General features: G+C 56.1%; 25 protein-coding genes and 2 pseudogenes. 15 read left to right on the top strand and 12 right to left on the bottom strand.

All coding sequences use genetic code 11. The features are described from left to right. Window positions 1–209: 209 nt before the first annotated feature. Together U5J94_RS02370 and U5J94_RS02365 are read left to right on the top strand one after the other, a co-directional pair. Window positions 210–1,364 (top strand): phospholipase D-like domain-containing protein, encoded by a 1,155-nt coding sequence (locus U5J94_RS02370; RefSeq protein WP_322564046.1) that lies wholly within the window; start codon window positions 210–212, stop codon window positions 1,362–1,364. Between the two features lie 153 nt (window positions 1,365–1,517). Next, window positions 1,518–2,747, top strand: a complete 1,230-nt coding sequence (locus tag U5J94_RS02365; protein ID WP_322563789.1) for an IS256 family transposase — start codon at window positions 1,518–1,520, stop codon at window positions 2,745–2,747. Window positions 2,748–3,157: 410 nt separating this feature from the next. Here the strand turns inward: U5J94_RS02365 and U5J94_RS15200 are convergent. The 3 genes and pseudogenes from U5J94_RS15200 to U5J94_RS02355 all read right to left on the bottom strand — a co-directional run. Then, a pseudogene (locus U5J94_RS15200) lies at window positions 3,158–3,232 on the bottom strand (histidine biosynthesis protein HisIE); the annotation flags it as partial. Window positions 3,233–3,418: 186 nt separating this feature from the next. Continuing rightward, window positions 3,419–4,048, bottom strand: a pseudogene (locus tag U5J94_RS02360) (adenylate kinase); the annotation flags it as partial. Between the two features lie 155 nt (window positions 4,049–4,203). Continuing rightward, window positions 4,204–6,207: a sodium-translocating pyrophosphatase gene (locus tag U5J94_RS02355; RefSeq protein WP_322564045.1), complete on the bottom strand. Its 2,004-nt coding sequence runs from the start codon at window positions 6,205–6,207 to the stop codon at window positions 4,204–4,206. A 212-nt stretch (window positions 6,208–6,419) separates the two neighbouring features. Between U5J94_RS02355 and ppa the strand changes: the two genes are divergently transcribed. After that, window positions 6,420–6,968: an inorganic diphosphatase gene (gene ppa / locus U5J94_RS02350; protein WP_322564044.1), complete on the top strand. Its 549-nt coding sequence runs from the start codon at window positions 6,420–6,422 to the stop codon at window positions 6,966–6,968. A 43-nt stretch (window positions 6,969–7,011) separates the two neighbouring features. Next, window positions 7,012–7,569 carry a metallophosphoesterase family protein gene (locus U5J94_RS02345; protein ID WP_322564043.1) on the top strand — a complete coding sequence of 186 codons (558 nt, stop codon included), beginning with the start codon at window positions 7,012–7,014 and terminating at the stop codon, window positions 7,567–7,569. Window positions 7,570–7,746: 177 nt separating this feature from the next. Here U5J94_RS02345 and U5J94_RS02340 read toward each other — a convergent pair whose 3' ends face one another. Continuing rightward, entirely contained in the window at window positions 7,747–8,184 is a 438-nt protein-coding gene (locus tag U5J94_RS02340) for a molybdenum cofactor biosynthesis protein MoaE (protein WP_322564042.1), read from the bottom strand. Between the two features lie 2 nt (window positions 8,185–8,186). Further along, on the bottom strand, window positions 8,187–8,423 hold the full coding sequence (gene moaD / locus U5J94_RS02335; protein ID WP_322564041.1) for a molybdopterin converting factor subunit 1: 237 nt from the start codon (window positions 8,421–8,423) through the stop codon (window positions 8,187–8,189). Window positions 8,424–8,516: 93 nt separating this feature from the next. Between moaD and moaC the strand changes: the two genes are divergently transcribed. The 3 genes from moaC to mutH all read left to right on the top strand — a co-directional run bounded on the left by moaC (window position 8,517) and on the right by mutH (window position 10,835). Continuing rightward, entirely contained in the window at window positions 8,517–8,999 is a 483-nt protein-coding gene (gene moaC / locus U5J94_RS02330) for a cyclic pyranopterin monophosphate synthase MoaC (RefSeq protein ID WP_322564040.1), read from the top strand. 131 nt (window positions 9,000–9,130) lie between these two features. Continuing rightward, window positions 9,131–10,111: a tetratricopeptide repeat protein gene (locus U5J94_RS02325; protein ID WP_322564039.1), complete on the top strand. Its 981-nt coding sequence runs from the start codon at window positions 9,131–9,133 to the stop codon at window positions 10,109–10,111. Window positions 10,112–10,151: 40 nt separating this feature from the next. Further along, window positions 10,152–10,835 (top strand): DNA mismatch repair endonuclease MutH, encoded by a 684-nt coding sequence (mutH, locus tag U5J94_RS02320; protein WP_322564038.1) that lies wholly within the window; start codon window positions 10,152–10,154, stop codon window positions 10,833–10,835. 91 nt (window positions 10,836–10,926) lie between these two features. On the opposite strand, the gene U5J94_RS02315 is transcribed toward mutH, so the two are convergent. After that, a complete protein-coding gene (locus U5J94_RS02315) occupies window positions 10,927–11,616 on the bottom strand; it encodes an MgtC/SapB family protein (RefSeq protein WP_322564037.1) in 690 nt (229 codons plus the stop codon). Window positions 11,617–11,773: 157 nt separating this feature from the next. On the opposite strand from U5J94_RS02315, the gene U5J94_RS02310 reads away from it, so the two are divergent. Then, window positions 11,774–12,475 (top strand): hypothetical protein, encoded by a 702-nt coding sequence (locus tag U5J94_RS02310; RefSeq protein WP_322564036.1) that lies wholly within the window; start codon window positions 11,774–11,776, stop codon window positions 12,473–12,475. A gap of 33 nt (window positions 12,476–12,508) precedes the next feature. Here U5J94_RS02310 and U5J94_RS02305 read toward each other — a convergent pair whose 3' ends face one another. Further along, on the bottom strand, window positions 12,509–13,978 hold the full coding sequence (locus tag U5J94_RS02305) for a diguanylate cyclase (protein WP_322564035.1): 1,470 nt from the start codon (window positions 13,976–13,978) through the stop codon (window positions 12,509–12,511). A 558-nt stretch (window positions 13,979–14,536) separates the two neighbouring features. Here U5J94_RS02305 and U5J94_RS02300 point away from each other — a divergent pair. Further along, the gene (locus tag U5J94_RS02300; RefSeq protein WP_322564034.1) at window positions 14,537–14,938 is read left to right on the top strand and encodes a hypothetical protein; all 402 of its coding nucleotides are present in this window, start codon (window positions 14,537–14,539) and stop codon (window positions 14,936–14,938) included. 5 nt (window positions 14,939–14,943) lie between these two features. Here the strand turns inward: U5J94_RS02300 and U5J94_RS02295 are convergent, their stop codons facing one another. The 3 genes from U5J94_RS02295 to U5J94_RS02285 all read right to left on the bottom strand — a co-directional run bounded on the left by U5J94_RS02295 (window position 14,944) and on the right by U5J94_RS02285 (window position 17,075). After that, window positions 14,944–15,684, bottom strand: coding sequence for a pirin family protein (locus U5J94_RS02295; RefSeq protein WP_322564033.1), 741 nt, complete (start codon window positions 15,682–15,684; stop codon window positions 14,944–14,946). Window positions 15,685–15,707: 23 nt separating this feature from the next. After that, window positions 15,708–16,661 carry a glutathione S-transferase family protein gene (locus tag U5J94_RS02290; RefSeq protein WP_416224134.1) on the bottom strand — a complete coding sequence of 318 codons (954 nt, stop codon included), beginning with the start codon at window positions 16,659–16,661 and terminating at the stop codon, window positions 15,708–15,710. Between the two features lie 135 nt (window positions 16,662–16,796). After that, window positions 16,797–17,075: a DoxX family protein gene (locus U5J94_RS02285; protein WP_416224146.1), complete on the bottom strand. Its 279-nt coding sequence runs from the start codon at window positions 17,073–17,075 to the stop codon at window positions 16,797–16,799. Window positions 17,076–17,228: 153 nt separating this feature from the next. Here U5J94_RS02285 and U5J94_RS02280 point away from each other — a divergent pair, with 153 nt between their 5' ends. Continuing rightward, window positions 17,229–17,813, top strand: coding sequence for a LysR substrate-binding domain-containing protein (locus U5J94_RS02280; RefSeq protein ID WP_322564126.1), 585 nt, complete (start codon window positions 17,229–17,231; stop codon window positions 17,811–17,813). 73 nt (window positions 17,814–17,886) lie between these two features. On the opposite strand, the gene U5J94_RS02275 is transcribed toward U5J94_RS02280, so the two are convergent. Together U5J94_RS02275 and U5J94_RS02270 are read right to left on the bottom strand one after the other, a co-directional pair. After that, the gene (locus tag U5J94_RS02275; RefSeq protein WP_322564032.1) at window positions 17,887–19,848 is read right to left on the bottom strand and encodes a non-ribosomal peptide synthetase; all 1,962 of its coding nucleotides are present in this window, start codon (window positions 19,846–19,848) and stop codon (window positions 17,887–17,889) included. A gap of 9 nt (window positions 19,849–19,857) precedes the next feature. Next, a complete protein-coding gene (locus tag U5J94_RS02270) occupies window positions 19,858–21,171 on the bottom strand; it encodes a cytochrome P450 (RefSeq protein ID WP_322564031.1) in 1,314 nt (437 codons plus the stop codon). 41 nt (window positions 21,172–21,212) lie between these two features. Here U5J94_RS02270 and U5J94_RS02265 point away from each other — a divergent pair, with 41 nt between their 5' ends. The 5 genes from U5J94_RS02265 to U5J94_RS02245 all read left to right on the top strand — a co-directional run bounded on the left by U5J94_RS02265 (window position 21,213) and on the right by U5J94_RS02245 (window position 25,858). Further along, window positions 21,213–21,869, top strand: coding sequence for a 4'-phosphopantetheinyl transferase family protein (locus U5J94_RS02265; protein WP_322564030.1), 657 nt, complete (start codon window positions 21,213–21,215; stop codon window positions 21,867–21,869). Between the two features lie 197 nt (window positions 21,870–22,066). Further along, complete coding sequence (locus U5J94_RS02260; protein ID WP_322564029.1) at window positions 22,067–22,744, top strand: lysophospholipid acyltransferase family protein; 678 nt, start codon at window positions 22,067–22,069, stop codon at window positions 22,742–22,744. 183 nt (window positions 22,745–22,927) lie between these two features. Next, on the top strand, window positions 22,928–23,953 hold the full coding sequence (locus U5J94_RS02255; RefSeq protein ID WP_322564028.1) for a phosphate/phosphite/phosphonate ABC transporter substrate-binding protein: 1,026 nt from the start codon (window positions 22,928–22,930) through the stop codon (window positions 23,951–23,953). Between the two features lie 68 nt (window positions 23,954–24,021). Further along, on the top strand, window positions 24,022–24,522 hold the full coding sequence (locus tag U5J94_RS02250) for a DUF2452 domain-containing protein (protein WP_322564027.1): 501 nt from the start codon (window positions 24,022–24,024) through the stop codon (window positions 24,520–24,522). Window positions 24,523–24,583: 61 nt separating this feature from the next. Beyond that, on the top strand, window positions 24,584–25,858 hold the full coding sequence (locus U5J94_RS02245) for a TlpA disulfide reductase family protein (RefSeq protein WP_322564026.1): 1,275 nt from the start codon (window positions 24,584–24,586) through the stop codon (window positions 25,856–25,858). Window positions 25,859–25,935 lie beyond the last annotated feature (77 nt).

The raw sequence follows: 25,935 nt of genomic DNA, 5'->3' as shown, positions 1-25,935 counted from the left end.
TATGGGACTTTGAGCAGTTACACAATTTAATTTACAGTCTCAAATCGGCCAGTACCCGAGCTACACCAATTGACAAAATCACAGAATTCAACATGTATTGATTCTCGCTCAGTGGCGTGTCAGATGAATTCGATCTATCCTTCCGTAATAAACACTCACCCGACTTGAGTCTACAGTAAAAGTCAGCCAATCTGCTCAATTGATGACTTATGCCATTACGCCGTGAAAAAGCTTACCGTTTTAACTGGCATACTGATTGTCGATTCAGTCTGCTGGTTGACGGCAGCCGGTTTTACCCTGCCATGTTGGAAGCCATCCGGCAGGCGGAAAAATTTATACTGCTCGAACTCTATCTGGTCGAATCGGGCCATATCACACGCCGATTTATTGACGCTCTGATCGCAGCTCGCCAGCGCGACGTGGCCGTGTACCTTTTGCTGGATGACTACGGTTCACAACAGCTTGAACCACTGGACAGGGAGCGACTGCTCGCCCGGGGCATTCAACTGACATTCTATAATCCCCTGAACTATCGCCAGTTTTATCGCAGTCTGCGTCGCGATCACCGTAAATTGCTTCTGGTCGATAATCTCATCGCCTTTACCGGCGGTGCGGGATTGAGTGACGCTTTCGATCCGCCGTACAACCCGGAACATGCCTGGCACGAGGTGATGCTGCAAATCGAGGGCCCCGTGGTTGTCGACTGGATGCAGCAGTTTTGCACGACCTGGCAATCGGTCCGCGGCAGCTCGCCCGAACTGCCTGACTGTCTCGAACAGCACTTCAAACCCGGTCAGTCCGGCCGAGTCGTGATCTCCGCCGGATTACATCGACAAGAAATTAAACGCACCTTTATCAAACGAATGCGCAACGCCGAGAAAAGAATCTGGCTGACGACACCCTATTTTATTCCTTCGCGCAAGGTTCGCCGGGGACTGACTCAACGCGCCAGATCCGGGGTCGATGTCCGGTTGCTACTGCCCGGCCCGGTAAGCGACCATCCCTGGGTCTCCCATGCCGCGCGCGGTTTCTATCACCGGTTATTACGTCACGGGGTACGCATATTCGAATATCAGCCCCGCTTTGTACACGCCAAGATCGGATTGTGTGATAACTGGTGCACCATCGGCTCAAGCAACCTGGATCGCTGGAACCAGCGCTGGAATCTGGATGCCAATCAAGAAGTTGAAGACAACGAATTCAGCCAGAACGTGAGAGAGTTATTTGAAGCTGATTTTTCACAATGCCGGGAAATCACCCTGGCCGAGTGGCAAATACGCTCGTGGCGTCAACGTCTGCGTGAATGGTGGTCCGGCCGACTGGTTATATTGCTCGAGATCCTGGGACGCCGCTATCACAAATAAGCCTGTATCTTCCCACTATCCATGAGCAAGGCGCGCACCAAGTAATGAGCCGTGATCAATAAAGGGGGGCCGGGCCCCCCTTTATTGGAGACTGTAAATTAAATTGTGTAACTGCTCAAAGTCCCATACCCTTGATAATAAAGGAGAAGACACATGAGCAGAAGAACAAAAACCAAAACCGATCTCGACCCGCAGCTTGAAGAACTGGTCAAGGCAGTCAAAACGCCAGAACAGCTTGCCGCATTGACCCAGCAGCTTCAGCAAAAAGCCTTTGAGGCCATGCTCGAAGGCGAGATGACTGACCATCTCGGCTATCCCAAGCACGCCACAGCCGGCCACAACACCGGCAACAGCCGTAACGGGTATAGCGCCAAAACCCTCAAAGGCGAACAGGGCGCACTGACCCTCGATGTGCCTCGAGACCGTAACGGCGAGTTTGAGCCGCTCATTATTCCCAAGGGGCAGACGCGTCTGCCGATGTTCAACGATAAAATCCTGGCGCTCTACAGTCGGGGCATGAGTACCCGCGATATCGTTGCCATGCTACTAGAGCTCTACGGCGTCGAGGTTTCCCCTACGCTCATCTCCCAGGTCACCGCGCAGGTGATTGAGGAAGTGCAGCAGTGGCAGTGCCGACCGCTGGACGAGATCTATCCCATCGTCTATCTGGACTGCATCCACATCAAGATCCGCCAGGACAAGCGGGTCAGCAACAAGGCCATCTATCTGGCGCTGGGTATCAACCTGGACGGCCAGAAAGAACTGCTGGGGCTCTGGCTCAATGAGAACGAGGGGGCTAAGTTCTGGTTGTCCGTGTTGACCGAACTCCAGCAGCGGGGTGTCCGGGATATCTTTATCGCCGCCGTGGACGGTCTGACCGGCTTCCCCGAGGCGATCAATACCGTCTACCCCAAAACAAAAATCCAGCTGTGTATCGTCCACATGGTGCGCAACTCGCTGAAGTTCGTGGCCTGGAAACAGCGCAAGGCGGTCGCCGCGGATTTGAAAAAGATCTACACCTCCCTGACGGTGGCCGAAGCCGAGCAGGAGCTCGACGCCTTTGCGGCTCGCTGGGATGATCAGTTCCCGTCGATCAGTGCCAGCTGGCGGCGACACTGGCCCAACCTGATTACCCTGTTCGACTATCCGGATGACATCCGTCGGGTGATCTACACGACCAACGCCATCGAATCACTGAACAGCGTGATCCGCAAGGCGGTCAAAAATCGCAAGGTTTTCCCTAACGATGAATCCGCCCTCAAGGTCGTCTACCTGGCCATCCAGGCGGCATCGAAAAAATGGACCATGCCCATTCACCATTGGAAGAACGCGCTCAATCGCTTTATGATTGAATTCCCGGACAGAATGCCGGAGCAGTTCTAAGCGGGCAGTTACACAGAATTATTTACAGTCTCCTTTATTGGTTAGCGCCGTTTTCTGGCACTTTTCTTTTTGGCTTTCTTTTTGGCTTTCTTTTTCGCCTTCTTCTTGGCGGCCTTTTTCTTGGCCTTCTTCTTGGCCACCTTCTTCTTGGCGGCCTTCTTCTTGGTAGCCTTCTTCTTGGCCACCTTCTTCTTGGCGGCCTTCTTCTTGGTAGCCTTCTTCTTGGCTACCTTCTTCTTGGCGGCCTTCTTCTTGGCGGCCTTCTTCTTGGCGACCTTCTTCTTGGCGGCCTTCTTCTTGGCGGCCTTCTTCTTGGCGGCCTTCTTCTTGGCGGCCTTCTTCTTGGCGGCCTTCTTCTTGGTAGCCTTCTTCTTGGCGACCTTCTTCTTGGCGACCTTCTTCTTGGCGGCCTTCTTCTTGGCGACCTTCTTCTTGGCGGCCTTCTTCTTGGCGACCTTCTTCTTGGCGGCCTTCTTCTTGGCTATCTTCTTCTTGGTAGCCTTCTTCTTGGTAGCCTTCTTCTTGACGGTTTTCTTCTTGGTGGCCTTTTTCTTGCCGCCGGTTTTCTTCTTCGCCGCGGTCTTCTTCTTGGCCGTCTTCTTCTTGCTGACGGCTTTTTTGACTGCCGGCGTGGCGGCAGCGGTTTCCGTGCCAGGCAGGCTGGCCAAAATGCGCTCCACGGCAGCGAATATGTCGCTGATCTCGCCGACGCCCTGAACAGTCCGCAATTTACCCTGGCGACGATAGTAGTCTATCAGTGGCGCGGTCTGTTCCTCATAAACATCCAGACGCTGGCGGATGGTCTCTTCGTTGTCGTCCTCGCGCCGGGTCAGCTTGCCGCCGCACTTGTCACAAACTCCCTCGATCCGCGGCGGGGAAAAATAGATGTTATACATCTGGCCGCAAGAGCTGCAGGTACGGCGCCCGGTCAGTCGCTTGACCAGCACATTCTTGTCCACATCGATCAGCAGACTGACCTGCAGCGGCTTGCCCATATCGCCGAGCAGTTTATCGAGCGATTCGGCCTGGGCCGTATTGCGCGGGAAGCCGTCCAGAATAAAGCCCTTGTCGGTATCGGGACGAGAGAGACGATCGCGAATCATCCCCAGCACGATATCGTCGGAGACCAGCTGGCCGGCATCCATCGCCGCCTTGGCCTGCATACCGAGCGGGGTTCCTTTGGAGACGGCTTCGCGTAGCAGATCGCCGGTTGAAATCTGCGGAATCCCGTATTTTTCTACCAGCAGTTTGGCCTGGGTGCCTTTGCCGCCACCCGGCGCACCAATTAATACGATTCTCATTGTTATCTAACTCCGTTGGCTGTATTTGTCTGAATCAGGATTGCATTGAAATTCTTGTTGTTAAACAGACCGGGGGCCTGTGTACATGTTGATTAAAACTAATCCCTGACATTGTTCAAGTCAATGTGAATCCGCCGCAATTTTGCTCACCTCGGCTAACTCAACAGCGGCGCGATCACCAGACTGACAATCGCCAGCACATTGATCAGGATGTTCATGGAGGGCCCGGAGGTATCCTTGAACGGATCGCCCACCGTATCGCCGACGATGGCCGATTTGTGATTCTCGGAACCCTTGCCGCCAAGTTCGCCGCCTTCGATATACTTTTTGGCGTTATCCCAGGCCCCGCCGGCGTTGGACATCATCAACGCCAGCAAGACACCGGTAACCAGCGCGCCACCGAGCATGCCGCCCAGTGCCTCCGGGCCGATCAGAAAACCGACCAGGGGTGGCGCGGCGACCGCCATGCCGCCGGGCAGTAACATCTTGCGCAGAGCGGCGTCGGTGGCAATCGTGATACAGCGGTCCGTGTCCGGTTTGGCGGTGCCGTCCATCAATCCCGGTATCTCGCGGAACTGCCGCCGGATCTCCTGGATCATCGTATAGGCCGCATCGCCCACGGCGGTCAGGGTCATGGAGGTCACCAGAAACGGGAAAATCCCGCCGATGAACATCCCCACCAGGACCTCCGGCTGGCCCAGATGCAGGCTGAAATCGGGCCGATCATGGGCTACCGTCTGGATAAACGCGGTGATCAGGGTCAGGGCAGCCAGCGCCGCGGCGCCGATAGCAAACCCCTTGCCGATGGCCGCGGTGGTATTGCCGACGCGATCCAGGGCATCGGTAATCTCGCGGGTCTCCTCGCCGAGCTCCGCCATCTCGGCGATGCCGCCGGCGTTATCCGCCACCGGCCCATAGGCATCGATGGCCATGGTCATCCCGACGGTCGCCAGCATCCCCACCGCCGCGATACCCACGCCGTAGAGCCCGACCCAATGACTGGCAAGGAAAATAATCACCGCGATACTCAACACCGGGAACAATACCGAACGAAAACCGGTCGCCAGGCCGGTAATGATGACGGTGGCCGCCCCGGTCTGGGAGGATTCGGCCAGGTGCCGCACCGGCTTGCCGGCAGTGTAATACTCGGTGGACAGGCCAATCACCATGCCGCCGCCGGCCCCCAGCAAGACACAGAACCAGACATCGACATGCACATCGAGCGCGCTGATGACAAACCAGGCGCCGAGCATAAACAGCATGGCGGTACCGAGCAATGAATAACGAATCGCCTGCTGAGCACCCCGGTTCTGGTACAGGCGCATCACGGCAATGCCGACCAACACACACAACAGACCCATACTGCTTAACGCCAGGGGCAGGAACATCAGGGTCGACTGGGTTCCCAGCCGGGCCAGGGCGGCCTCGGACATGACGGCCGCCAGTGCCAGGGTGGCGATCATCGCGCCGCAGTAGGATTCGAAAATATCCGAGCCCATGCCAGCAACATCACCGACGTTATCGCCCACGTTGTCGGCGATCACCCCGGGATTGCGCGGATCATCCTCGGGAATACCGGCCTCGAACTTACCCACCAGATCCGCCCCCACATCGGCCGATTTGGTGAAGATACCCCCGCCAACACGGGAAAACAGGGCCACCAACGAGGCGCCCATGCCGAAACCGTGAATCACGTGAGAACCCTGGGGATCGCCGCCGTAAACAACAAACAGCGCACCCAGTCCAAGCAGTCCCAGCGCCGCCACCGTCAGCCCCATCACCGCACCGCCGGAAAACGCCACGCTCAGGGCCCGGCCGGCACCAAATGTGTTGGCGGCGTGGGTGGTGCGCACATTGGCATAGGTGGCCGCCTGCATACCGATATAACCGGCACCGGCCGAACAGACGGCACCGACCACGAACGATACGGTAGTCCCCACGCCCAGATAGACATAGAGGAGTACAGCCACCACCACGGAAAACAGGGTCAACTGCAGATATTCGCGACGCAAAAATACCATGGCACCACGATGGATTTCTCCCGCAATCTCCTGCAGGCGACTATCGCCGGCCGGATGGCGACTGATGCGATAGAAAACCAACAGGGCCGCCATCAGGCCAAAGGCCCCGATAATCGGTGGTACCAGTGTGAGCGACATATCTCCCCCTTTGAATGTTGTTATTGATTCTGACGGGTACAGCGATACGGCTTCTCCACATTACCCAAAGGGAGACTGGCTGGCAATCACCTGACGTTTCTGTTTTGGCCCCGGGCTGGTAGAATGTTCCTCGTTTGCTGCCCGTCGCGCCGGACATTCTTCCGCGTTCGCGGCCCTGGCAGCCCATCAGATACCATTTCGAGGCTTAAGTAATGAATCTGGACAGAGTCGATTCCGGCAAGAATATTCCCGAGAACATCAACGTCATTATCGAGATCCCGGCCCACAGCGATCCGGTCAAATACGAAGTGGACAAGGACACCGGCGCCATGTTCGTGGACCGTTTCATGAACACCGCCATGCATTATCCCTGCAACTACGGTTATGTGCCCCATACCCTGTCCGAGGACGGCGATCCGGTCGATGTTCTGGTAGTGACCCCCATGCCCCTCATCAGCGGCTCGGTGGTGCGCTGTCGTCCCATCGGTATTTTGAAAATGACCGATGAAGCCGGTCCCGATGCCAAGTTGCTGGCCGTGCCGATTACCAAACTATGCCAGCTCTACGACAAGGCCGACTCCCCCACGGACATGCCGCAACAGCTGCTGGATCAGATGGCCCACTTTTTCGAACATTACAAGGATCTCGAAGAAGGCAAGTGGGTCAAGATCGATGGCTGGGGTGACAAACAGGCCGCCCATCAGGAAATTCTGGACTCCATTGAGCGTTATAACAATGCCCCGGAAAAACCCTGCTTCTGATAAACCAACGTTACTCCATTAACGTTAGCAAAACGCTTCTGCCATGAAAGTCTGTATTGTCTCCGACAGTCACGATAACCGTTTCCTGCTCAAGGCCGCGGTGGAAGATGGCAAACAGCGGGGCGCCGAGGCCGTACTGCATTGCGGTGATGTGGTCGCCCCCACCACCCTGCGCATACTCAATCCCCTGGGGCTGCCGGTGCATGTCATCCATGGCAACAACACCGGCGACATGTACAGCATGGCCCGGCTCTCTTACGATCCCGACAGCGTGATCCACTATCACGGCCAGGACGCCGGCCTCGAACTGGCCGGACGAAAAATCTTTATTGTTCACTATCCGCACTACGCCCGGGCCATGGCCACCACCGGCGAATGGGACCTCGTCTGCTGCGGCCACGACCATCGCGCCCTGATCGAACCGATCGTCAACATCCGCCAGGGTCATACCCTGTACATCAATCCCGGCACCGTCGGCGGCATCGGCGCCGAACCCACCTACGCCATGGGCGATCTCGACAATCTGGAATTCGAAATCCTGCCGGTCCCGGTGGACGAAAGCCTCAAAGTCAACAAAGCCTCCGTCACCCCGCACGACTAGTCCCACCAACGCGGATTCTATTCAGGCTCTGTTTAAAAACGCGGAGGACGCGGAGGCGCAGAGACGCGGAGGGTTAAATAATAAAATTGCTTGTTTCCTCTGCGTCTCTGCGCCTCTGCGAACTCCGCGTTAATTTCCAGAAAGCGAGAAAAGAACCATCAAAGGAGTTGGTGGGGTTTAATACCCGGCGGTGTTGTTTTCGACCCAGCGTTCACCCTCGGGGGTCTGTTCTTTTTTCCAGAACGGGGCGCTGGATTTAAGCTCTTCCATCAGATAACGGCTGGCTTCAAAGGCGTCCTTGCGGTGCGCGGACCAGACTGCGACCAGGACGATGGCGTCATCGGGCTTGACCCGACCGACGCGGTGGAGAATCAGACTGTCGATCAAATCCCAGTGGGCGGCGGCCTGTACGCCGAGGGTGTGCAGGTACGTTTCGGTCATGCCGGGATAGTGTTCCAGCTCCATGGCCGTAACGGTCTCATCTTCGTTAATATCCCGCATGCTGCCGACAAACACTGCGGTCGCCCCGTAACGCCCGGCGGCCTGCATGGCCTGCTGATATTTGAGCAGCTCGGCATAAGGCTCGAAAGGTTGCTCGCGAATTTCACTGTGCATCGTCAGCCTCCGGTCACCGGCGGAAAAAAAGCCACTTCATCGCCATCATTGACCGTTGTTTCGGCAGTCACATACGCCATGTTCAACGCCATCAGCACGTTGGCCGGCATATCAGCATTGTCGGTCGCCTGTGACCAGACCTCCGCCACGCTCATCGATTTGGTGGCCGCCAGGCTGGCCTCGTCACGGCCCAGCTGCTCGCGCAGGCTGGCAAAGAATTTCACCTCGATCGTCATCATTCCTGTACCGGATTGCGGGCGGGATTGCCCAAACGGGGCAAGCAGCCTATCATGGATTTTGACACACTCCCAACCTGATAGACTCTACTATTTATGAGCAAACTGACCCATTTCAATCAGGACGGCAAGGCCCACATGGTCGATGTGGGCGAAAAGTCCGTCACCCTGCGCGAGGCGGTGGCCGGCGGCGAGATCCACATGCAGCCTGACACCCTGCAACTGATTATCGAGGGCGGCCATCAAAAAGGCGATGTACTGGGTATCGCGCGCATCGCCGGCATCATGGCCGCCAAACGCACCGCCGATCTGATACCCCTGTGTCATCCGCTGATGCTAACCCATGTGGAAGTGGAGCTGACTCCCGATCCAGCGCGCAACTGCGTGCGCTGTCGCAGTATTGTCGAAACCCGGGGGCAGACCGGTGTGGAGATGGAAGCCCTCACCGCCACCCAGATTGCGCTGCTGACCATCTACGACATGTGCAAGGCGGTGGATCGCGGCATGCACATGCAGAACATTTGCCTGCTGGAGAAAAAGGGCGGTAAATCAGGCCATTGGCAACGTGAAACGGCCTGACCCTGATTACCGAGTGCCCGTCCATACGCTGTTTACGGATGGTTATCTGGCCCATTTGAATAAAATACTAAAATCGTGGGGTTATCTGCCGACTGTGCATAGAGCACCATCACACCAAGAGGAGGTGATCCATGCGTCGTTCATTAATCATGCGGCTGCTGTCCCTGAGTCTGCTCGGTTTCTCCCTGATGACCCCGCAACCCGCCCTGGCCAACAGTTCGGACTGGTTACAGGTCAAACGCTTCAAGGAGGTGTTGAAAGAAGCCGAGAAAGGCAAGCTCCAGGCCATGTACGAAGTGGGACTCAAATATGAGCGGGGCCGGGGAACCGGGCGTAATATCCAAAAGGCCGCCGAATGGTATGGCAAAGCCGCCGAGGCCAATCACGCGCTTTCCATGGCCCGGCTCGGTATCCTGTATGTCGAAGGAAACGGTGTTGATCGCAATCTGAACAAGGCGATCAAACTGCTGAGCAAGGCCGCTGAACAGGATATTGCCAGCGCCCGGTATCAGCTCGCCAACATGCATGAACTGGGCATGGGATTCGACAAGGATCTCAAACAGGCAATTCGTTTATATCGCCAGGCCGCCAACGGGGGTTACTATCCGGCACAAGGCAAGGTCGAGGAACTGTCAGCCCTGATCGGTCAGAATAAGCGCCGTAGCGCAGCGGTTAGCAAACGGCAACCGCAACAGGACATAACTGCTGCGATTTTAAAGGGTAACTGGCAACGCAGCGGTCGCTACTCCGGTTACCTCCCCTCCAACATCAGCCGGTGTCGTAAACAAGGTAAAATTATAAAATGTATTTCAACTCCCCAGGAACGCAGTACCGGCGCGCAAATTATCACCTACAATACCGAGGCCACCCTGTCGAACTTCAACGGGAAACAATTTCATATATCTTATGTGAACAACGTACTGGAAGTTGAACAACAGGAAAGCACCCAAATAGAAGTGTATGGAGAAGAGGAATCCCGGACATCAACCAGCGGAGGCATCCAGCCCGGCCAAAAGAGCGCTCCTCATAAACTGGAATGCACATTGGAGAGTCGCGATACTATCACTTGTGTAAAAGATCAGTACCGCAAAGTCAGCTTCACCACCCAGTAATACCTGGTTGAAACGGATCCGAGGATTTACAATAGCGAGCATGTCACGCTCCGCTTACATTACACCACCGCACAGTGAGCAGGCGCTGCTGGAACGTGCGCGCGAGATCGCCGGCCAGCGGTTTGCCGAACTGGCCGAACAGCTGGGCGAGCCGGTACCCGCCAATCAACGCCATGCCAAAGGCTGGGTTGGCCAGTTACTGGAACGGGCCCTGGGCGCCAGTGCGGCCTCCCTGCCCGAACCCGATTTTCAACAGCTAGGCGTGGAACTTAAAAGCCTGCCCCTGAACGCCAATGGCCTGCCGCGCGAATCCACCTATGTCTGCACGGTTCCCATGAACGAGACCCACCAGCTGCGCTGGGAGCGCTCCTGGCTGCGCCAGAAATTGCAGCGGGTGTTGTGGATACCGATCGAAGCCGATCCCCGACTGCCGCTGGCGCAACGCTGTATCGGTAACGCCCTGCTCTGGTCGCCGAGCCCCGGCCAGGAAGCCATGTTGCGGGATGACTGGGAAGAGTTGATGGAGCTTGTTTGTCTGGGCCGCTGGGAAGAGCTATCTGCCCGTCATGGCCGCTATTTGCAAATCCGCCCCAAAGCTGCTCATTCACGCGTGCTGACCGAAGCCCATGACAGTGAGGGCAATCTTTGTCAGATCCTGCCGCGGGGTTTTTATCTGCGTACCGACTTCACCCGACAGATTCTCGAACAACACTACGCCGGCTGATTCAACATTCCTTGTTGTAAAGCCTGCTCACCAATAACGGTTTATAGCTAAACCTCGAAACCTTGATCGTCCGCGCGGACAAACCCAACCATCAGCCACCAGAGGGAAACAGGTTAAACTCCCGCACCAGGCCGGTTTGTTGCAGGGTCTCGGACAAGGTGTGAAAGTTTTCGGGATTGAGTGTAAACATGGTCAGCTTGTACTCACCCATCCTGTCTTTTTCATACATGTGATAGCTCATATTGGCACAGGTAATATTGTGTTCCTTGAGTATCTCAATCAATCGTGTGCGCGACAGTCCTTCATCACGGTTATACCGAATCGACAAGCTGGCAAAATGCCGGTTCGGCATGACTCTTTCACTCCAGCCAAACAAACCCAGAACGATCAATGCAATCAGAGTGGTCAGCAGACTCGCACTATAGAACCCCATACCGACCATAATGCCGATGGCGGCGGTCATCCAGATAGAAGCCGCCGTGGTCAGACCACGGACAGCCAGCTTTTCCTTCATTATCACCCCGGCACCCAGAAAGCCGATGCCGGTCATGATCCCCTGGGCCATGCGAGTGGGATCCACCCGAATGGTTTCCACCGGCACCCCGGCCAGCAAATCCCATTGATAGACGGTTAATAACATCAACAAACAGGAAGACGTGGACACCAGCGCATGCGTGCGCAGCCCGGCGGGCCGCCCGTGAAAGGCCCTCTCCAATCCGATAATACTGCCGACAACTAATGCCACAAGCAGTCGACTGATCATGGGCAAATAATCCTGCATGTCAATTCCCTTCCTTATTACGGGTTATAGTCTGATTGCACGGCAACCTGATCAAATATCCAGGCTTGTACCAGGTACCTGTAAAATCGAGCTGATAGCCACTATAATATCGCCCCTAATATGACATATACACACAACGATTGCACGGGAGTTAGTGATGAGCGACTTTGAAATTGATGAGGCCATGTTCGGCAACAAGGCCCAGGCTGCTCATTCCGAGATGTCACTGGAGGAGCAGCTCCAGATGCATCAACAGCGTGTGGCTGAATTGTCCAAAGACGCCTCGACGCTGGATCGCGCACGCGCACGACTGGATGTCGCCGAACTGTTACTGGCGCTGGAACGCAAGGAAGAAGCCTGGCAGGAGGGCCGGGATATTATTGACACCTTCCTGAACCAGGAAGCGTGGCAAGATGCAGTGGAAACTTATAATGTCCTGTTTCAGTGCGAGCAGCCGGCATCGCTATCCGCGCTGGGCCAGGGCGTCTGGCTGGCGGTTACTTTTCCGATTATGCCGCAAACCACTATCACCATGCTGAACCATATTATCGATGAAACACCGGCTGACGCGGACGGCGCCGCCGTGGCCGCCATAACCTCGCATTATATTGCCGATCTGCGTTCGCCCGAAGACAAGCACGAAAGCCTGACCTTTCTGACATCGAAAATACTGGCTGATGTCGCCAAACGGCACAGTGACGTGGAAACGCAAGAACAAATGGATATGTGGCTCAAGAAGCTGGAGCTTGAGGACCCGAAGGCATTTCTACCACGTCTGTCGATGGTCATTGATGTGCTGGTACAGGATGACTGGTGGTTCGATCGAGAGGCCGTACGGGAAAAACTTCCGGTACACTAAAACTGCTGTCTTAAAGACAGCCTGCTCTGTTCGTCAGTTAGTATCGCTGATTGAAGTACTGCCCGCGTCATGCGCCCGGAGTTGATCCTGTCGATCCAGCACGATCTGGTTACGGCCAAGGCGCTTGGCTTCATACATAGCGTCATCGGCCCGTTTCATTAATGACTCCACGTCATCTGATTCATGCAACATGGCCACTCCGGCGGAGAATGTCGGTGCCGGCACCTCAACTTCACCGTAATGACATATTGTGGATTTCGCCTCTCTTTGTACTTTGTGCAACGCGGACAACGCACCCTTGAGATCGGTATTTGGTAAAATTACAGCAAACTCTTCCCCGCCGTAACGCGCGACCATGTCATGATGGCGGAATGTCGATAATATCTGTTCGGCATAACAGGTCAATACCGCATCACCGACTGCATGGCCATGTTCATCATTAATATCTTTGAATGAATCGAGATCCAGCAAGGCCAGACCCAATTGAAATCCGTAACGCTGGGAACGGCTCATCTCGTCTTCAAGACGTCGCATCAGGGCACGTCTGTTGGGTAAATCGGTGAGTTCATCGGTCATGCTTAGCAGACGCACTCTGGCCAGTTCCTCGCTCAGATTCTGGCTGTCCGTCTCGATCATTTTGAGGTAACTTTTGGCGTCGTCCAGCTTGCCAAGCAAACCCCGATAGGCCCCGCCAAGTTTTTCGACATCTTCCATCAGACTCTGGCGCAATAGGTTGATATCATCAATTTCTTCGGCTTCGACCAGACCCAGTTTGACATTTTCCAGCATATCACCGAACTGTTTGTTTTCATCGATGGTGTCCTGGATGTGCTGCATCAATTTGGCCTGTACCTTTTCCGCCTCGCGATGCTGACTGTTAAGATATTGCCGATACTTGGAAGCCAGCTTCTGTTCCGTGTCCTGATCATTATGCGGCAGAAGCTCCTCGATCAGACTCTGGATTAGTTCCCGTTGAGTTTCATCTCCCGAGGCGGAATTCTCGCTCTCCTTCTGAGAACTTTTCTCGTTTTCTGTCGTCTCTGGACAAATGTCATCACTGTAATATGAAAATATCGGCTCCAGTGCCCGGCGCAATACAGCTTCATCGATTAACTCCATGCGCGCAATGTGCATGGCATACAAGTCCATATGCCTTTGAAGCTCTTGAAGCTCATGACTGGTATGCGGCATTTGCAACTGTTTCTGCAGCAACTTGACATGCACATGCATGGAGCTACCTGGATCCAGATGTTTGGCATAGACATCCATTAATGAACGTAACCAGAAACGCAAGACCTTGTCCCGCTCCCCATGTTCCTGATCCATTTCTAACAGCATACGCTCAACATACTGATAGAGCACCATCCCGGCAGCGGAAGACTTCAGATCATCCAGCAGGTTCAGAATACGTGCGATTGAATTGGAGGAGAGAGGCACTTTTTGGCCAGTACCCTGAGTGCTACCCAGAGTATCAGAGACCGCCTTGTTATCAGGTGCTGACATCACCTTTCCTTATATATCCAATATCTTTTTATCACTATCCAAACAATTACTCGGCATCATTGACCTGCCATTTGCCGTTACCCATGGCAAGACAGAAATGTGGGGGATAAGTGCAGTCAGTTGCGCCAAACAATTCCTTTCGAAATTATCCCATCACTCCTTCAGGTGCAAGCAGTTCCTGCCACCCACCCCCCGTCTGTAGAATCTTCCAGACAGCGATTCTCCCTCTACACAATAACTTAGAGCAATTTCGTAAACAGTTCGATTAATTATGGCATCTAACGAATTGAGATGTCAGCTGCGCGCTTTTGAAAAAGTGCTATGATTTTAACTTGCATCTACGGGTTTTCCCTTAGTCAAACACCCATCCGGGGGTGTCTTATGTATAAGTTTTTCTCTGTCATTATTCCCCTGTGCCTTGGTACATCGTGCCAGGCCCCACCCTTCTCGCCCGACTCACCATTAACTCCGGTACCCATCCAATCGACGCTGATACTCCACCAGCCTCTGCGTATTGCACCAAACACTGTCAGTCTCTGGTTTCAGGATGGGAAACAGATGCCAGCCAACAGTCTGAACCGGTATTATCCCCATTGCAAATTCGAAACCTGGCAGATGCTTGATAGCGAAAAAACCGTAGAGCCGGATACGTTCCTCATCCATAAGGTCGTACGCTGGGACGATTATGCCATGCAGCCGGTGCAACTGGCTTCTTCACGGATTTCTGCAGGTATTGGCGTACACATCAACGGCAGCGATCCCAGTCCGATCAACACCGCGACGGAAATGTTTCTGCGCTCCGAGCGACAACCGGATGTTTATCGGTTGATTTGCAGTCAATGGGAAGACGCTACTGAAGCCAATCATGTCACGATTAACCAGATCCGCCGCGCTCTGGGTGACACGTTCAGCTTGCAACTGCCGGAACTACAGGAAAGCAAGCAGACGGCTGCTCAATAGCGCCATCAATCGACGAATGGCCCCCATTGACGAATCGGCTCGCCATGAGGCCGGCCCATGACCAGCATGAAACGGCTCGTCCCCCGCCCTTTGACCGCCAGGTCCTTCTGGGCCTCAAAAAATAGGGCCTGTCCCGGGTTCAGGCCATGGCCATTGACCTCAACGGCACCCTGCATCAGGTACAACAATCCACGAAAACCCGGTGGAACACTTTCGGTGTAAATCCCGCCGCCCGACTGGCTGATATCGTAATAGCGTATGTCGGTTGAGAGTTTCATTGGTGATGATTCGCCGACGATCACCCGCACCCGGGCATCGTCTTTTTGCAGCACCGGCACCTGATCCTCGTCGACCTGTTGATAATCGGGATCGATCTGCTTGAGATTTTGCGGCAAATTAATCCATAACTGGATCCCGCTACTCTGTCCCTCTGCCGCCGGCATTTCCAAATGTTCGATGCCGCGTCCGGCAGTAAACCGCTGCGCGCCGCCACCCGTTACTGTCGACTCATTACCCAGATTGTCCTTGTGCTGCATACTGCCACTGAACATGTAGGTGATCGCCTCGAAACCGCGATGGGGATGGGTCGGGAAGCCATTGCCCGGCTCGATGGTAAAATGATCCCATAAGACGAACGGGTCGTAGTTCATCATGCGCCGCGGAATGGGAAACAGCCGCTGCACCTCGGCGCCATCGCCTTCCTGCATCAACAAGGCATCAGTCACAAACAGGGATTGCGCACTCATGTCAGTTCTCCACGATTGTGTGGCTATAATAAATCCTGCACCGGCCCTTTGGGAACGATACGGGTCGGATTCAGTTCCACATGACTATAATAATAGTGTTGCTTGATATGCTCGAAATCGGTCGTGTCGGCAATACCCGGCATCTGATACAACTCGAGCAGATAGTTGGACAGATTTGGGTAATCGACAATGCGCTGTTTATTGCACTTGAAATGGCCCACATAGACCGGATCAAAACGTAACAGGGTGGGGAACAGGCGCCAGTCGGCCTCGGTCAGTTGGCTGCCGAGAAGATAACGCTGTTTCGACAGCCGTTGCTCCAGCTCATCCAGCGCGGCAAACAGACAGTTGAAGTTTTTTTCGTAGGCTTCCTGAGTGCTGGCAAAGCCGGTGCGATAGACTCCGTTGTTGACCGATTCATAGACCATCTCGTTGATGTTATCAATCGCCTCGCGCAAAGGTGCGGGATACATATCCACGCTGTCTTCCGCCCACGTATCAAACGCACTGTTCAACATGCGAATGATTTCCGCCGACTCGTTATTCACCAGGGTTTCGCGCTGCTTGTCCCACAATGCCGGCACGGTCACGATGCCGCTATAGTGCGGATCAGCCCGGGTGTACAGCTGGTGCATGTACTCATACCCATACAGCGTGTCGCCGGTGGCACCGGGATAATCGCGAAAGTCCCAACCCTTCGGTCCCATGTGCGGGTGGACCACCGAGACGCTGATCATCGTCTCCAGTTTTTTCAGCTTGCGGAAAATCAGTGTCCGGTGGGCCCAGGGGCAGGCATAGGAAACATACAAATGATAACGCCCCGGTTCGGCCTTGAAGCCCCCCTCGCCACCGGGACCGGGGGAACCGTCGGGCGTCACCCAGTGGCGAAACTGCGAGTCCTGGCGCACAAATTCGCCGTCTTCGGTTTCGGCATCGAGCCAGTCCTCGTGTAACTGGCCGTTTATCATCAGGCTCACGGTTATCTCCCTCTTTGATTGTGTTTGATAGCAAGTGTGGCATGGCCGCAGATCGCTAAATAATCCGCGAATCAACCAACTGGATAGGAACGGCAAAATCCTGTTTACGTCGCTTCGCGGACCTCTCGGCCGGACCTACTTTTTGCCCAGACTCAGTACACCGGGACCGTGTGCTGCCAGTATCAGCAGGCCGCCGGCCATGGCCAGGTTCTTCATAAACAGAACCGACTGCATTTGATCGGCAAAGTTACTGTGGAAAATAATCGCCGCCAGCGCCCAGGCGGCCCAGCGAGTCTTCCAGCCGACGATCAGGGCCAGGGCCCCGCCGATTTCCAGCAGAATGACCAGGGGCAGCAACATGCCCGGCACGCCCATCGATTCCATGTAGCCCTGGGTCCCGGCGTAGCCGGTGATCTTGCTGATACCCGCCAGTAAAAATGCGCCAGCAGTATCCGCCCGGCCAGCGTCTGATATTGGTTCATGTTGTTCTCCTTACACGTTGAGTTATCCAGTGCGAGAAACATAGCCCCAAATTAACCGATAAAAAAAGTTCAAATATTGGCTTAAATTTATCGGTTACTCAATGCCCTGCACGCCTTTGCCCCACAGGATCGCGGCACCCGGGTGCTGCTGGAGGAAGTGGTGCTCTCCGGCGCGCTGGAAGCGCTGGAGCAGGATCACGCGGATCTGATCATCGGGGCCGAGCTGCCGTCGGCCAGTCTGGCCGATCCGCTGCTGGAAATTGAATTTGTGGCCGTCGCCCATCCCGGGCATCCCCTGCACGGGCTCGGCCGCCAGCTGAAAATGGCCGATCTGGAAAAGGAGATGCAGGTGGTGGTAAAGGACTCCGGCCAGCAGGCGCCGCGCGACTTTGGCTGGCTGGGGGCCGAACACCGCTGGACCGTCAGCAGTATCGACACCGCAGTCACCACGATTCGCCACGGACTGGGTTACGGCTGGTTGCCCCGCCATCGGATTCAGGCCGAACTGGAAAATGGCCAGTTACTGCCTCTGCCGCTGGCCAGCGGCCAGATCTACCGCACCCATCTGTATCTGGCCTTCGGCCAGGAACACCCCGGGCCGGCGGCGCAGTTATTGAGCGACCTGATCCGGACCCAGGCCGATAGCTGGCGCCGGGATCAGTCGCCTTAGTATAGAAGTGATGCCGCCAGAGGCATCGATCATTTCGGCGTCCGCCGGGGTGCTGTCCGGGACGGGGAAGCGTCTAGCCCGCTCGTTTCTGGTCCATGAATGCCGCAAGCTCGGCGATGGTCTGGTATTCGAACAGATCCACCACGTCGATCAGCCCGGGATGTTTGTCGTCGATACGCTGATGAATCTCGGCCAGGGCCAGCGAGCTGATGCCGACATCGAAGAAGTTATCGTGCAGGTGCAGCGGCTTGTCGGTCAGCACCTCGTCGCAAATCGTTTTTATTTCACGCTCAGTGGGATTCAGATCGTCATCCTCACCGGCGTGGAGGGCATTATCCTGCTGCTGCAACGCCTGCAGCACGCTGTCGTATTCCCCCTTGAGATAGTCGTCACCCAGCAACCGGCGTTGCAGTTTGCCGCTGGTGGTTTTGGGTATGCGTTTGACCGGGATAACATGCGCAATATCCAGCCCGGTCTGCTCGTTGATAATATGGGTCACTTCCCTTGCCAGGGGCAGGAACCCGGCGAGGTCGCCGCGATACAGAATAAAGATTAACAGTTCGTCTTCCTGCTCATCCGGCTGGCGCACACCGTAGGCGACGACCTTGCCCAGTTCCAGTTGCTCGCACTGCAGGGCGATGTTCTCGAGATCGTGGGGATAGTAATTCAGGCCATTGGCAAAGATGATCTCCTTGGTGCGCCCGGTGATCACCAGTTCGTTATTCTCGGTAAGAAACCCCTGATCGCCGGTATTCAGCCAGCCATCGCCGGTCAGGGCCACATGATTGGCCGCCTCGTTGCGATAGTAACCGGCGGTGACACTGGGCCCCTTGATCTGGACATCCCCAATATGATTTTCGGGTAACGTCCCGTTGCGCTCGTCGGTGATTTTGATCTGCATATCCCGCACCGGCGGCCCTTCGATGGCAAAACTGACCGCATCGGGATGGGTTGTATCGACAAAGGTGACCTGATCATCGAGCCGCAGCTTGTGCCGATCCAGATGCACAGCGCGGTACATCTCCCCTTGAGACGGGAACGCCACCGCCAGCGTCGCCTCGGCCAGGCCGTAGACGGTAAACATGACCTCACGCCGGAGGCCGTAATCCTGCATCACTTCCAGAAACTGTTCGATCAGCGTGACGGAAATCGGCTCGGCACCGTTGTACAGTACCCGCACATGAGATAAATCCACATTCTCGAGCTGTTTGTCACCCAGCGACTTGAGAAAATGCTTGTAGCCGAAATTGGGCGAGCAGAGCACGGTGGCCTTTTTCTCGCTGGCTTTTTGCCACCAGATCAACGGTCGGCGGCTGAACAGATCGGTGGGAATCAGGCACTGGCTCATGTTGCAGGCGACCATGTTTAGATGAAAGCCAATCAGTCCCATATCGTGGGTCAGGGGCATCCAGCTCAGGCTGATATCGGTATCGGTATAACCGGCCCCTTCGGCGATCGCATTGAGGTTGGTCAGAATATTGCGATGGGTCAGCACCACGCCCTTGGGATCGCTGGTGGAACCAGAGGAAAACTGGATAAACGCCACATCCTCCGGTTGCGGCGTATGGGGTTGGCCTGCCTCATGAGGCTGATCGAGTTGATCCTGCAACAGGGTCCGCTGTTCAACAAATGCGTAGTCGGAAGCCATCTCGTGCGCCTCGGCAAACTTCTTCAGACGTTCGAGATTGTCCGCATCGGTAAATAGCCAGGGCCGCTCCAGTTTGTTGAATATCTTGTAGAGCTTGGAGCGGTGCTCGTCACTGATCCCGACAGCCACCGGCACCGGCACAATGCCGCCGAGCACGGCGCCCCAGAAGGCGTCGATGAAATCGGGGTTACTGCGGGTCAGGATGATCAGCTCATCACCGGCTTTTAAGCCCGCCGTCTGCAGTCGACCCAGCATTCGCAGGGCCTGTTCGTGCAATTGGCGATAGCTAATGACCTGTTCGCTGTCCCGGCCCTCGATATAGGTAACAGTGCGCTGATCGGAAGCATTGCCGATCAAGGCTTCGTTAAGCGTTTGATAATTCAGCATGGGGTTGTTTCAACGACGTATCAGTTGCAAATAAATGGGCTGCTTGTTACGCAGATTCACCGCCGGCTCCAGTTCAAGCGGGCTGTCGTCCAGTAGCTGCACGCGGAATTTTCGCGCCATCAGCCCGAAGTGTATCTGCATCTCGACGGTGGCAAAAAAATCCCCGATGCAGCGCCGCGGCCCGGCAGAGAAGGGAATATAAGCCTGCTTGTGCTGCTCGCGAATATTCTCCTCGGCAAAACGTTCCGGGTCGAATTTTTCCGGCTGCGGCCAGTAGCGGGGATGGCGATGCAGGAAATAGGGTGTAATAAAGATATCCGTGCCGGCCGGCACAAAATAGTCGCCGAGCTGATCGTCCTCGATGGCCCGGCGAGTGTAAAGCCAGACCGGCGGATAATAGCGCAACGCCTCTTCGACCACCTGCTTGACGTAGGGCAGCTGTTCCAGATCATCAAAACCGGGAATCTGCGCGTAATCGGCCCCGTCGACCTCGGCATGCAGCTTGCGCTCGACCTCGGGATAGCTGGCCAGGAAGTACCAGACCCAGTTGAGAGTAATCGCACTGGTCTCGTGCCCGGCAATGATCATGGTCATGATCTCGTCCAGCAATTCTCTGTCGCTCATGGCCTCGTCGGTTTCCTTGTCCCGCGAGTCCATGAACATGGCCAGAAAATCGACCCGCTCGGGCTGCTCGCGCCGACGCCGTTCGATCACTTCCAGAATGATTTTGCTCAGGGCCCGGAACTTGATCACCAGCTGCATATCCCGGGTCATCTCCTCGGTGAGGATCGAGAACGGATTACTGCCCTGCTCGGCGATGATCCGATCCAGGTCCTCGCTGAACAGGGATCGCAAAACGATCTGCAATGCCAGCTCACTGGCCTCACTGGTGATATTGATCGGTTCGCCACGATCGGTCTTCGCCTCCCAGCTGTCGAGCCGTTCCAGGTTACAACGTTTGATCTGATCGGAGAGCTCGGCGATTACCTTGCGACTGAAAGCCGGCTGGATCATTCGGCGCTGGCGACGCCAGAATGGACCGTCACTGACAATAATCCCGTTGCCCAGCAACATCTTGACCCGATCGAAACCCACGCCTTTGGTATAATTCTGATGATTCTTGACCAGAATGTGCTTGAGGTAATCGGGATGATTGACCAGATAGGCATCACTCTTGCGGCCACTGGACGTCAACCGGCAGATATCGCCATACTTGGCAATCAGCCCGGCGATAATGTCAAAGGATTCCGGTGTGGTATTGAGATCGCAGGGCTGGGCCGGGCCGGGCGGCAATTTTTTTGAACCCTGTGCTGTCGCCGTCATTCGCTTGCCTGAATGTTGGAAAATCGTGATACGGGTTGATTATGAGCCAGTCTGAAGTCCGCCTACTATATATGAATATCGATCCGGAGAAAATCAGCCCGGCGACGCTGGAGCGGTGGCTGGCTCAACTTCCCGCCCGTAAACGTGACCAGATTGGCAAACACCGCCATCACGCCAACCGGGTCCAGTCAGCCGCTGGCTGGCGACTGGTGGAACAGGCCATGCGTGACCTCGGTTTTGCCGATTTCAGCCTCGAGGCGGTCGACTTCGCCAGTCCCCACAAATCCGGCTCCGCCTTCCCCGCCGATTTCAATATCAGCCATTCGGGTCAACTGGTCTGCGCCGCGGCGCTGCGTAACGGGCGCATCGGCATCGATGTGGAACAGTTTCGGCCACTGAAAAGCGATGTCATCCATAAATATCTGACCCCGGCACAGGCACGCCAGTGCGAGACAGATCCGAACCGGTTTTTTGATTTCTGGACACAAAAAGAGGCCGTGGTCAAGGCCCATGGCCAGGAAGGCATCGCCCGGCTGCGCGAGGTCGAACTGCACGACGGCAAGGCCCACTTCGCGGATAAAACCTGGTACCTGACCCCGCTGTCTCTGGCCGACGGTTACGTCGGTCACATCGCCACCGATCTGTCGTCAACCCGGCTCGAAATCGAACAGATCGATTCGGATCAAGTCCGCACATGAACACCAAAGGCAGGCAAATAGCCGCAAATAACTGTTTTGCTCAAAACAGTAGAACATACGAGAGCCGGCTTCCGGTTTACGCAGGTTAATTTATATTTGCGCGTTCTGGTGTTGTTTGCGAACTGAACTGCCACAATGGCGTTGTCGTACCCCAAACCGTTATACTGGCCGGCATCCGCCTGTCACTATAAGCCGTTATGAAACTACGCCGCCGTCTGCTGTATCTGTTTGCCAAACCCTTGCTCAAGGGCCTGATGAATGTGTTGTGGCTCACCTGCCGGGTCAAGGCGGTGATTGGGGAGGAACATGCCGAGCAGATTCTGGCCAACGGCAAGCCGGTGATTCCCTGTTACTGGCATCAGCACCATATTTTCGGCATCTGGTACATGCTGCAACTGCGCCAACGCGGCCTCAAGGTCGGTTTTCTCATCAGCCCCTCGCGTGACGGTGAAGTCCCCGCCAGAATTGCCGAATCCTGGGGATTGCGGGCGATTCGTGGCTCCAGCAACCGCACCGGTGCCCGGGCCATGAAAGAGCTGTATGAGTTGATCACCAAAGAAGGCATCTCCCCGGTCAACACCTCCGACGGACCCACCGGCCCGATTCACAAGTTCAAACCCGGCGCGCTCATGCTCTCACAGATGAGCGGTGCCCCCATCCTGCCAATCTCCTGGGCAGCCAGCCGGTACTGGCAACTGGCCTCCTGGGATCGTTTTATCATTCCCAAGCCCTTTTCCCGCATTGTCATCGCGGTGGGCGAGCCTCGTTATGTCGAACGCCAGCTCGGCATGACCGAACTGGAACCCCTGCAACAGGCGCTGGAGCAGACACTCCACGGGTTGGAAAATACGGCCGAACAACGGTTGCCTGCATAACGCGATACCCGTATCGCCATATCGGCTGTAACCGGAACCGGGTCACAAACCTGCTTTCGAATTCTAAACGCTTTCAGTCAACCTCCAGAACTTGCAACCGGTTGCCAATTATCTGGGTGACGGCAGTCACAGTTCCCGGGACGGTTGCCCGCTTCTACCGCCGGAGTTTCTATAATCACAGGCATGCGAGTATCTCATGCCATTACCTTGCTGATTCTGTTTCTGCCGGGCCAGTCGGCGATGGCCGCCGGCGTCATCAAGATCGGCGTATTCAGTCCGGACGGTTTCAAAACCGGGATACATCGCTGGCAACCCACGGCCGAGTATCTACAATCCCGCATCCCCGAAAAGCGCTTTCAGATGTTGCCCTACCAGGAGCTGGCCGAGCTGGAACAGGATGCGCGACGCGGCAAGTTTGATCTGGTCCTGACCCACCCCGCCTCATACGTCCGCCTGGAGCAACAGGTCGGACTGGTTCGGCTCGTATCCCGTGCACAGCGAGATCAGGGGCAAATCCACACCCATGCCGCCACCGTCATCTTCACCCGGGCGGATAATGACCAACTCAACAGCCTCGCTGATTTCACCCAAACGCCGTTCATCTGCACGGATGAACAGGATTACAACGCCTGGCAACTGGTGCAGCTGGAACTGCTACGTCGGCAACGGGATCCGGCCAGGGCCTTCTCCCGGGTGGATTTTGCCGGCAACGCGGAAGGCGTGTTGCGGGGCGTCATGGCCGGCGACTACCCCGCCGGCGCCATGGCCGCCCGCGATTTTGACCGCTTTTTGCGTCAGGGGCGCATCACGCCTCAGGCCGTACGGATTCTTGAGGGGAACGAGATGCCGGGTTTCCCGTTCCGCTACAGTGGTGCGCTGTATCCCCAGTGGCCGCTGGGCGCCCTGCCGGACACGCCGGCGCCACTGCGCGGCGCCGTCACAGAGGCCCTGCTGGCCATGCCGGCCGGGCACCCGGCCGGACAGGCGGGTGATTATGCCGGCTGGGTCGAGTCCGTGCATTATCAGGCTGTGCGCCCGCTACTGGATAAAAGCCTGACTCAACATGTGGTCGAACGCCAGTTGACTGTCGCCAATCTCTGGCTGCAACAAAACCGGCGCAGCGTGTTGATTAGTGTGGGAGTCACACTCTTTGTCTGGTTACTGTTGCGCCTGTTGGGTCGCCTGCCTCAGCGCCGCCTGCACCCCTGAACCCCGGCTTTTTTGCCGCTTCCTCCCAAGCTGTTACAATAGACGCGGTTTAAACTGTATATCGCGCTATGACAAACGACGACGACACGAAAAAATATTCCGGTGAACTGCATCAGGGCGAAGACCGCTCCGCCCCCTATCCGGTCAGCCGATTGGCGCCCGCCTTCGAGCTGGTGGATCTGGCCAAGCAGATCAGCGAAGCGGACAAGATGATCAATACCCGTGTCAGCTCCAAGTTGAATGTGATCGCCGATCAGATCCGGCATCTGCAGGACGAGGCCCGCCAGGTCCTCGAGGACACGCAGAAGGATCAACAACTGCACCAGGCGGCCTGCAATTTCCAGCGCCAGCCGGGGCACATTTATCATCTTTACCGCAAGCCCGATGGACGCAGCTGGTTCTCCATGCTCTCGCCCGATGACTGGGGAGGCCAGCCGCCCAACGAATATGTCGGTTCCTATCGCCTGGAGGCCGATATGTCCTGGACCGATATGGCCACGGTCAACGAACACGACAGCGACGACACCCGCGAGCTGGTCAAGCGGCTACTGGAAGGCCACGGACTCTGAACCCGAACCAACCCCGCCTTTCCCTGTCTGTTTAACCCGGTAAGCCTGAGAGGAGCCCGTCGTGTCGCTGCGCGTGAAGCTGATTGTCCTGCTGTTATTCTTTGCGTCAGCGTCGCCGCTTGCCGCCGAACCGGCGCGCCTGACGCTCAATGTCCAGAACCAGGAACTCGAGCTGCGCCAGTATCCCGCCGAGGGCGAGGTGGTGGCCCTGTGGTTTGCCCCGGGCAACGGTTTTGGCCTGCGCCACGATCAGGTCGCCCGGGGTCTGCAACAGCAGGGCATCGAATCCTGGCAGGTGGATCTGTTGGAAAATTTGTTCTTGCCCCGCGGCTCGGCCAGTATCCGCCAGATCGATCCCACGCTGCCCGCCAACCTGATCGAACAGGTCCAGCGCCGAAGCGGTAAACCGGTCGTATTGATCAGTAATTCCTACGGGGCGATTCTGGCCCTGCGCGGCATGCGTGCCTGGCAGCGGAAAAACCTGAGCGATCAGACACTGCTCGGCGCTATCCTGTTCTCTCCCAACACCTATCAGGGAATTCCATCGCTGGGCCTGCCGCCTCAGTATGTGCCTGAAACCTACGCCAGCAACATGCCGCTGATGATTCTGCAAAGCGCGCGCAATGGCAACCGCGGCCAACTTGACGATCTGATCGCGGCATTGCGTTTTGGCGGCAGCCAGGTGTTCGTGCAAATGATGCCCGGCGCCACGTCGCTGTTTTACGAAGAGGATAAGGCCGAGGCGACGCTCGATCATCTGCAGCAGACACCGGCGCGAATCCTGCGCGCCATTTCTCTGCTGGACAAACTGCCCAAACCCGACCATGTCGCCGCCCTGCGCGAAGAAACGCCGGCACCCGCGGAAGATCCGCTCGGTCTGGACATTGGTCTCAGGCCGTTTCGTGGCGACTGGTCCCCGCCGGCGCTGGACCTGAAAGATGCCAGGGGCCGGCAACATAGTATTGACGATTACACCGGCAAGGTACGGGTCATCAATTTCTGGGCCACCTGGTGCCCGCCCTGTGTCGAGGAAATCCCCTCGCTGAATCGTCTGCGTCAGCATTTCGAGGACGAACCATTCGAGCTCATCTCGGTCAACTATGCCCAGCAGGCCGACGAGGTCAAGGAATTCCTGGAAAAGGTGGATGTACAGTTTCCGGTGCTGATCGATCACGACGGCACCGAAGCCGCGCGCTGGAAGGTACTGGCGTTTCCTTCCACCTATATCATCGACGGCCAGGGCAGGATTCGTTACGGCGTGAATGCCGCCATCGAATGGGATACGCCGCAGGTCATCCAGGCCCTGCGACGCTTAATCGAAGAAACGACTGATTGACCAAACAACCGTCGACACCGAAAGATTTCTACACGCAAAGAAGAAGCTTTAACAGTTCGGTGGTTTCAGTGTATTTC

The sequence above is a fragment of the Thiohalophilus sp. genome (assembly GCF_034522235.1).
Lineage (GTDB): Bacteria > Pseudomonadota > Gammaproteobacteria > UBA6429 > Thiohalophilaceae > Thiohalophilus.
This window is presented reverse-complemented; position numbering and strand designations above follow the sequence as displayed.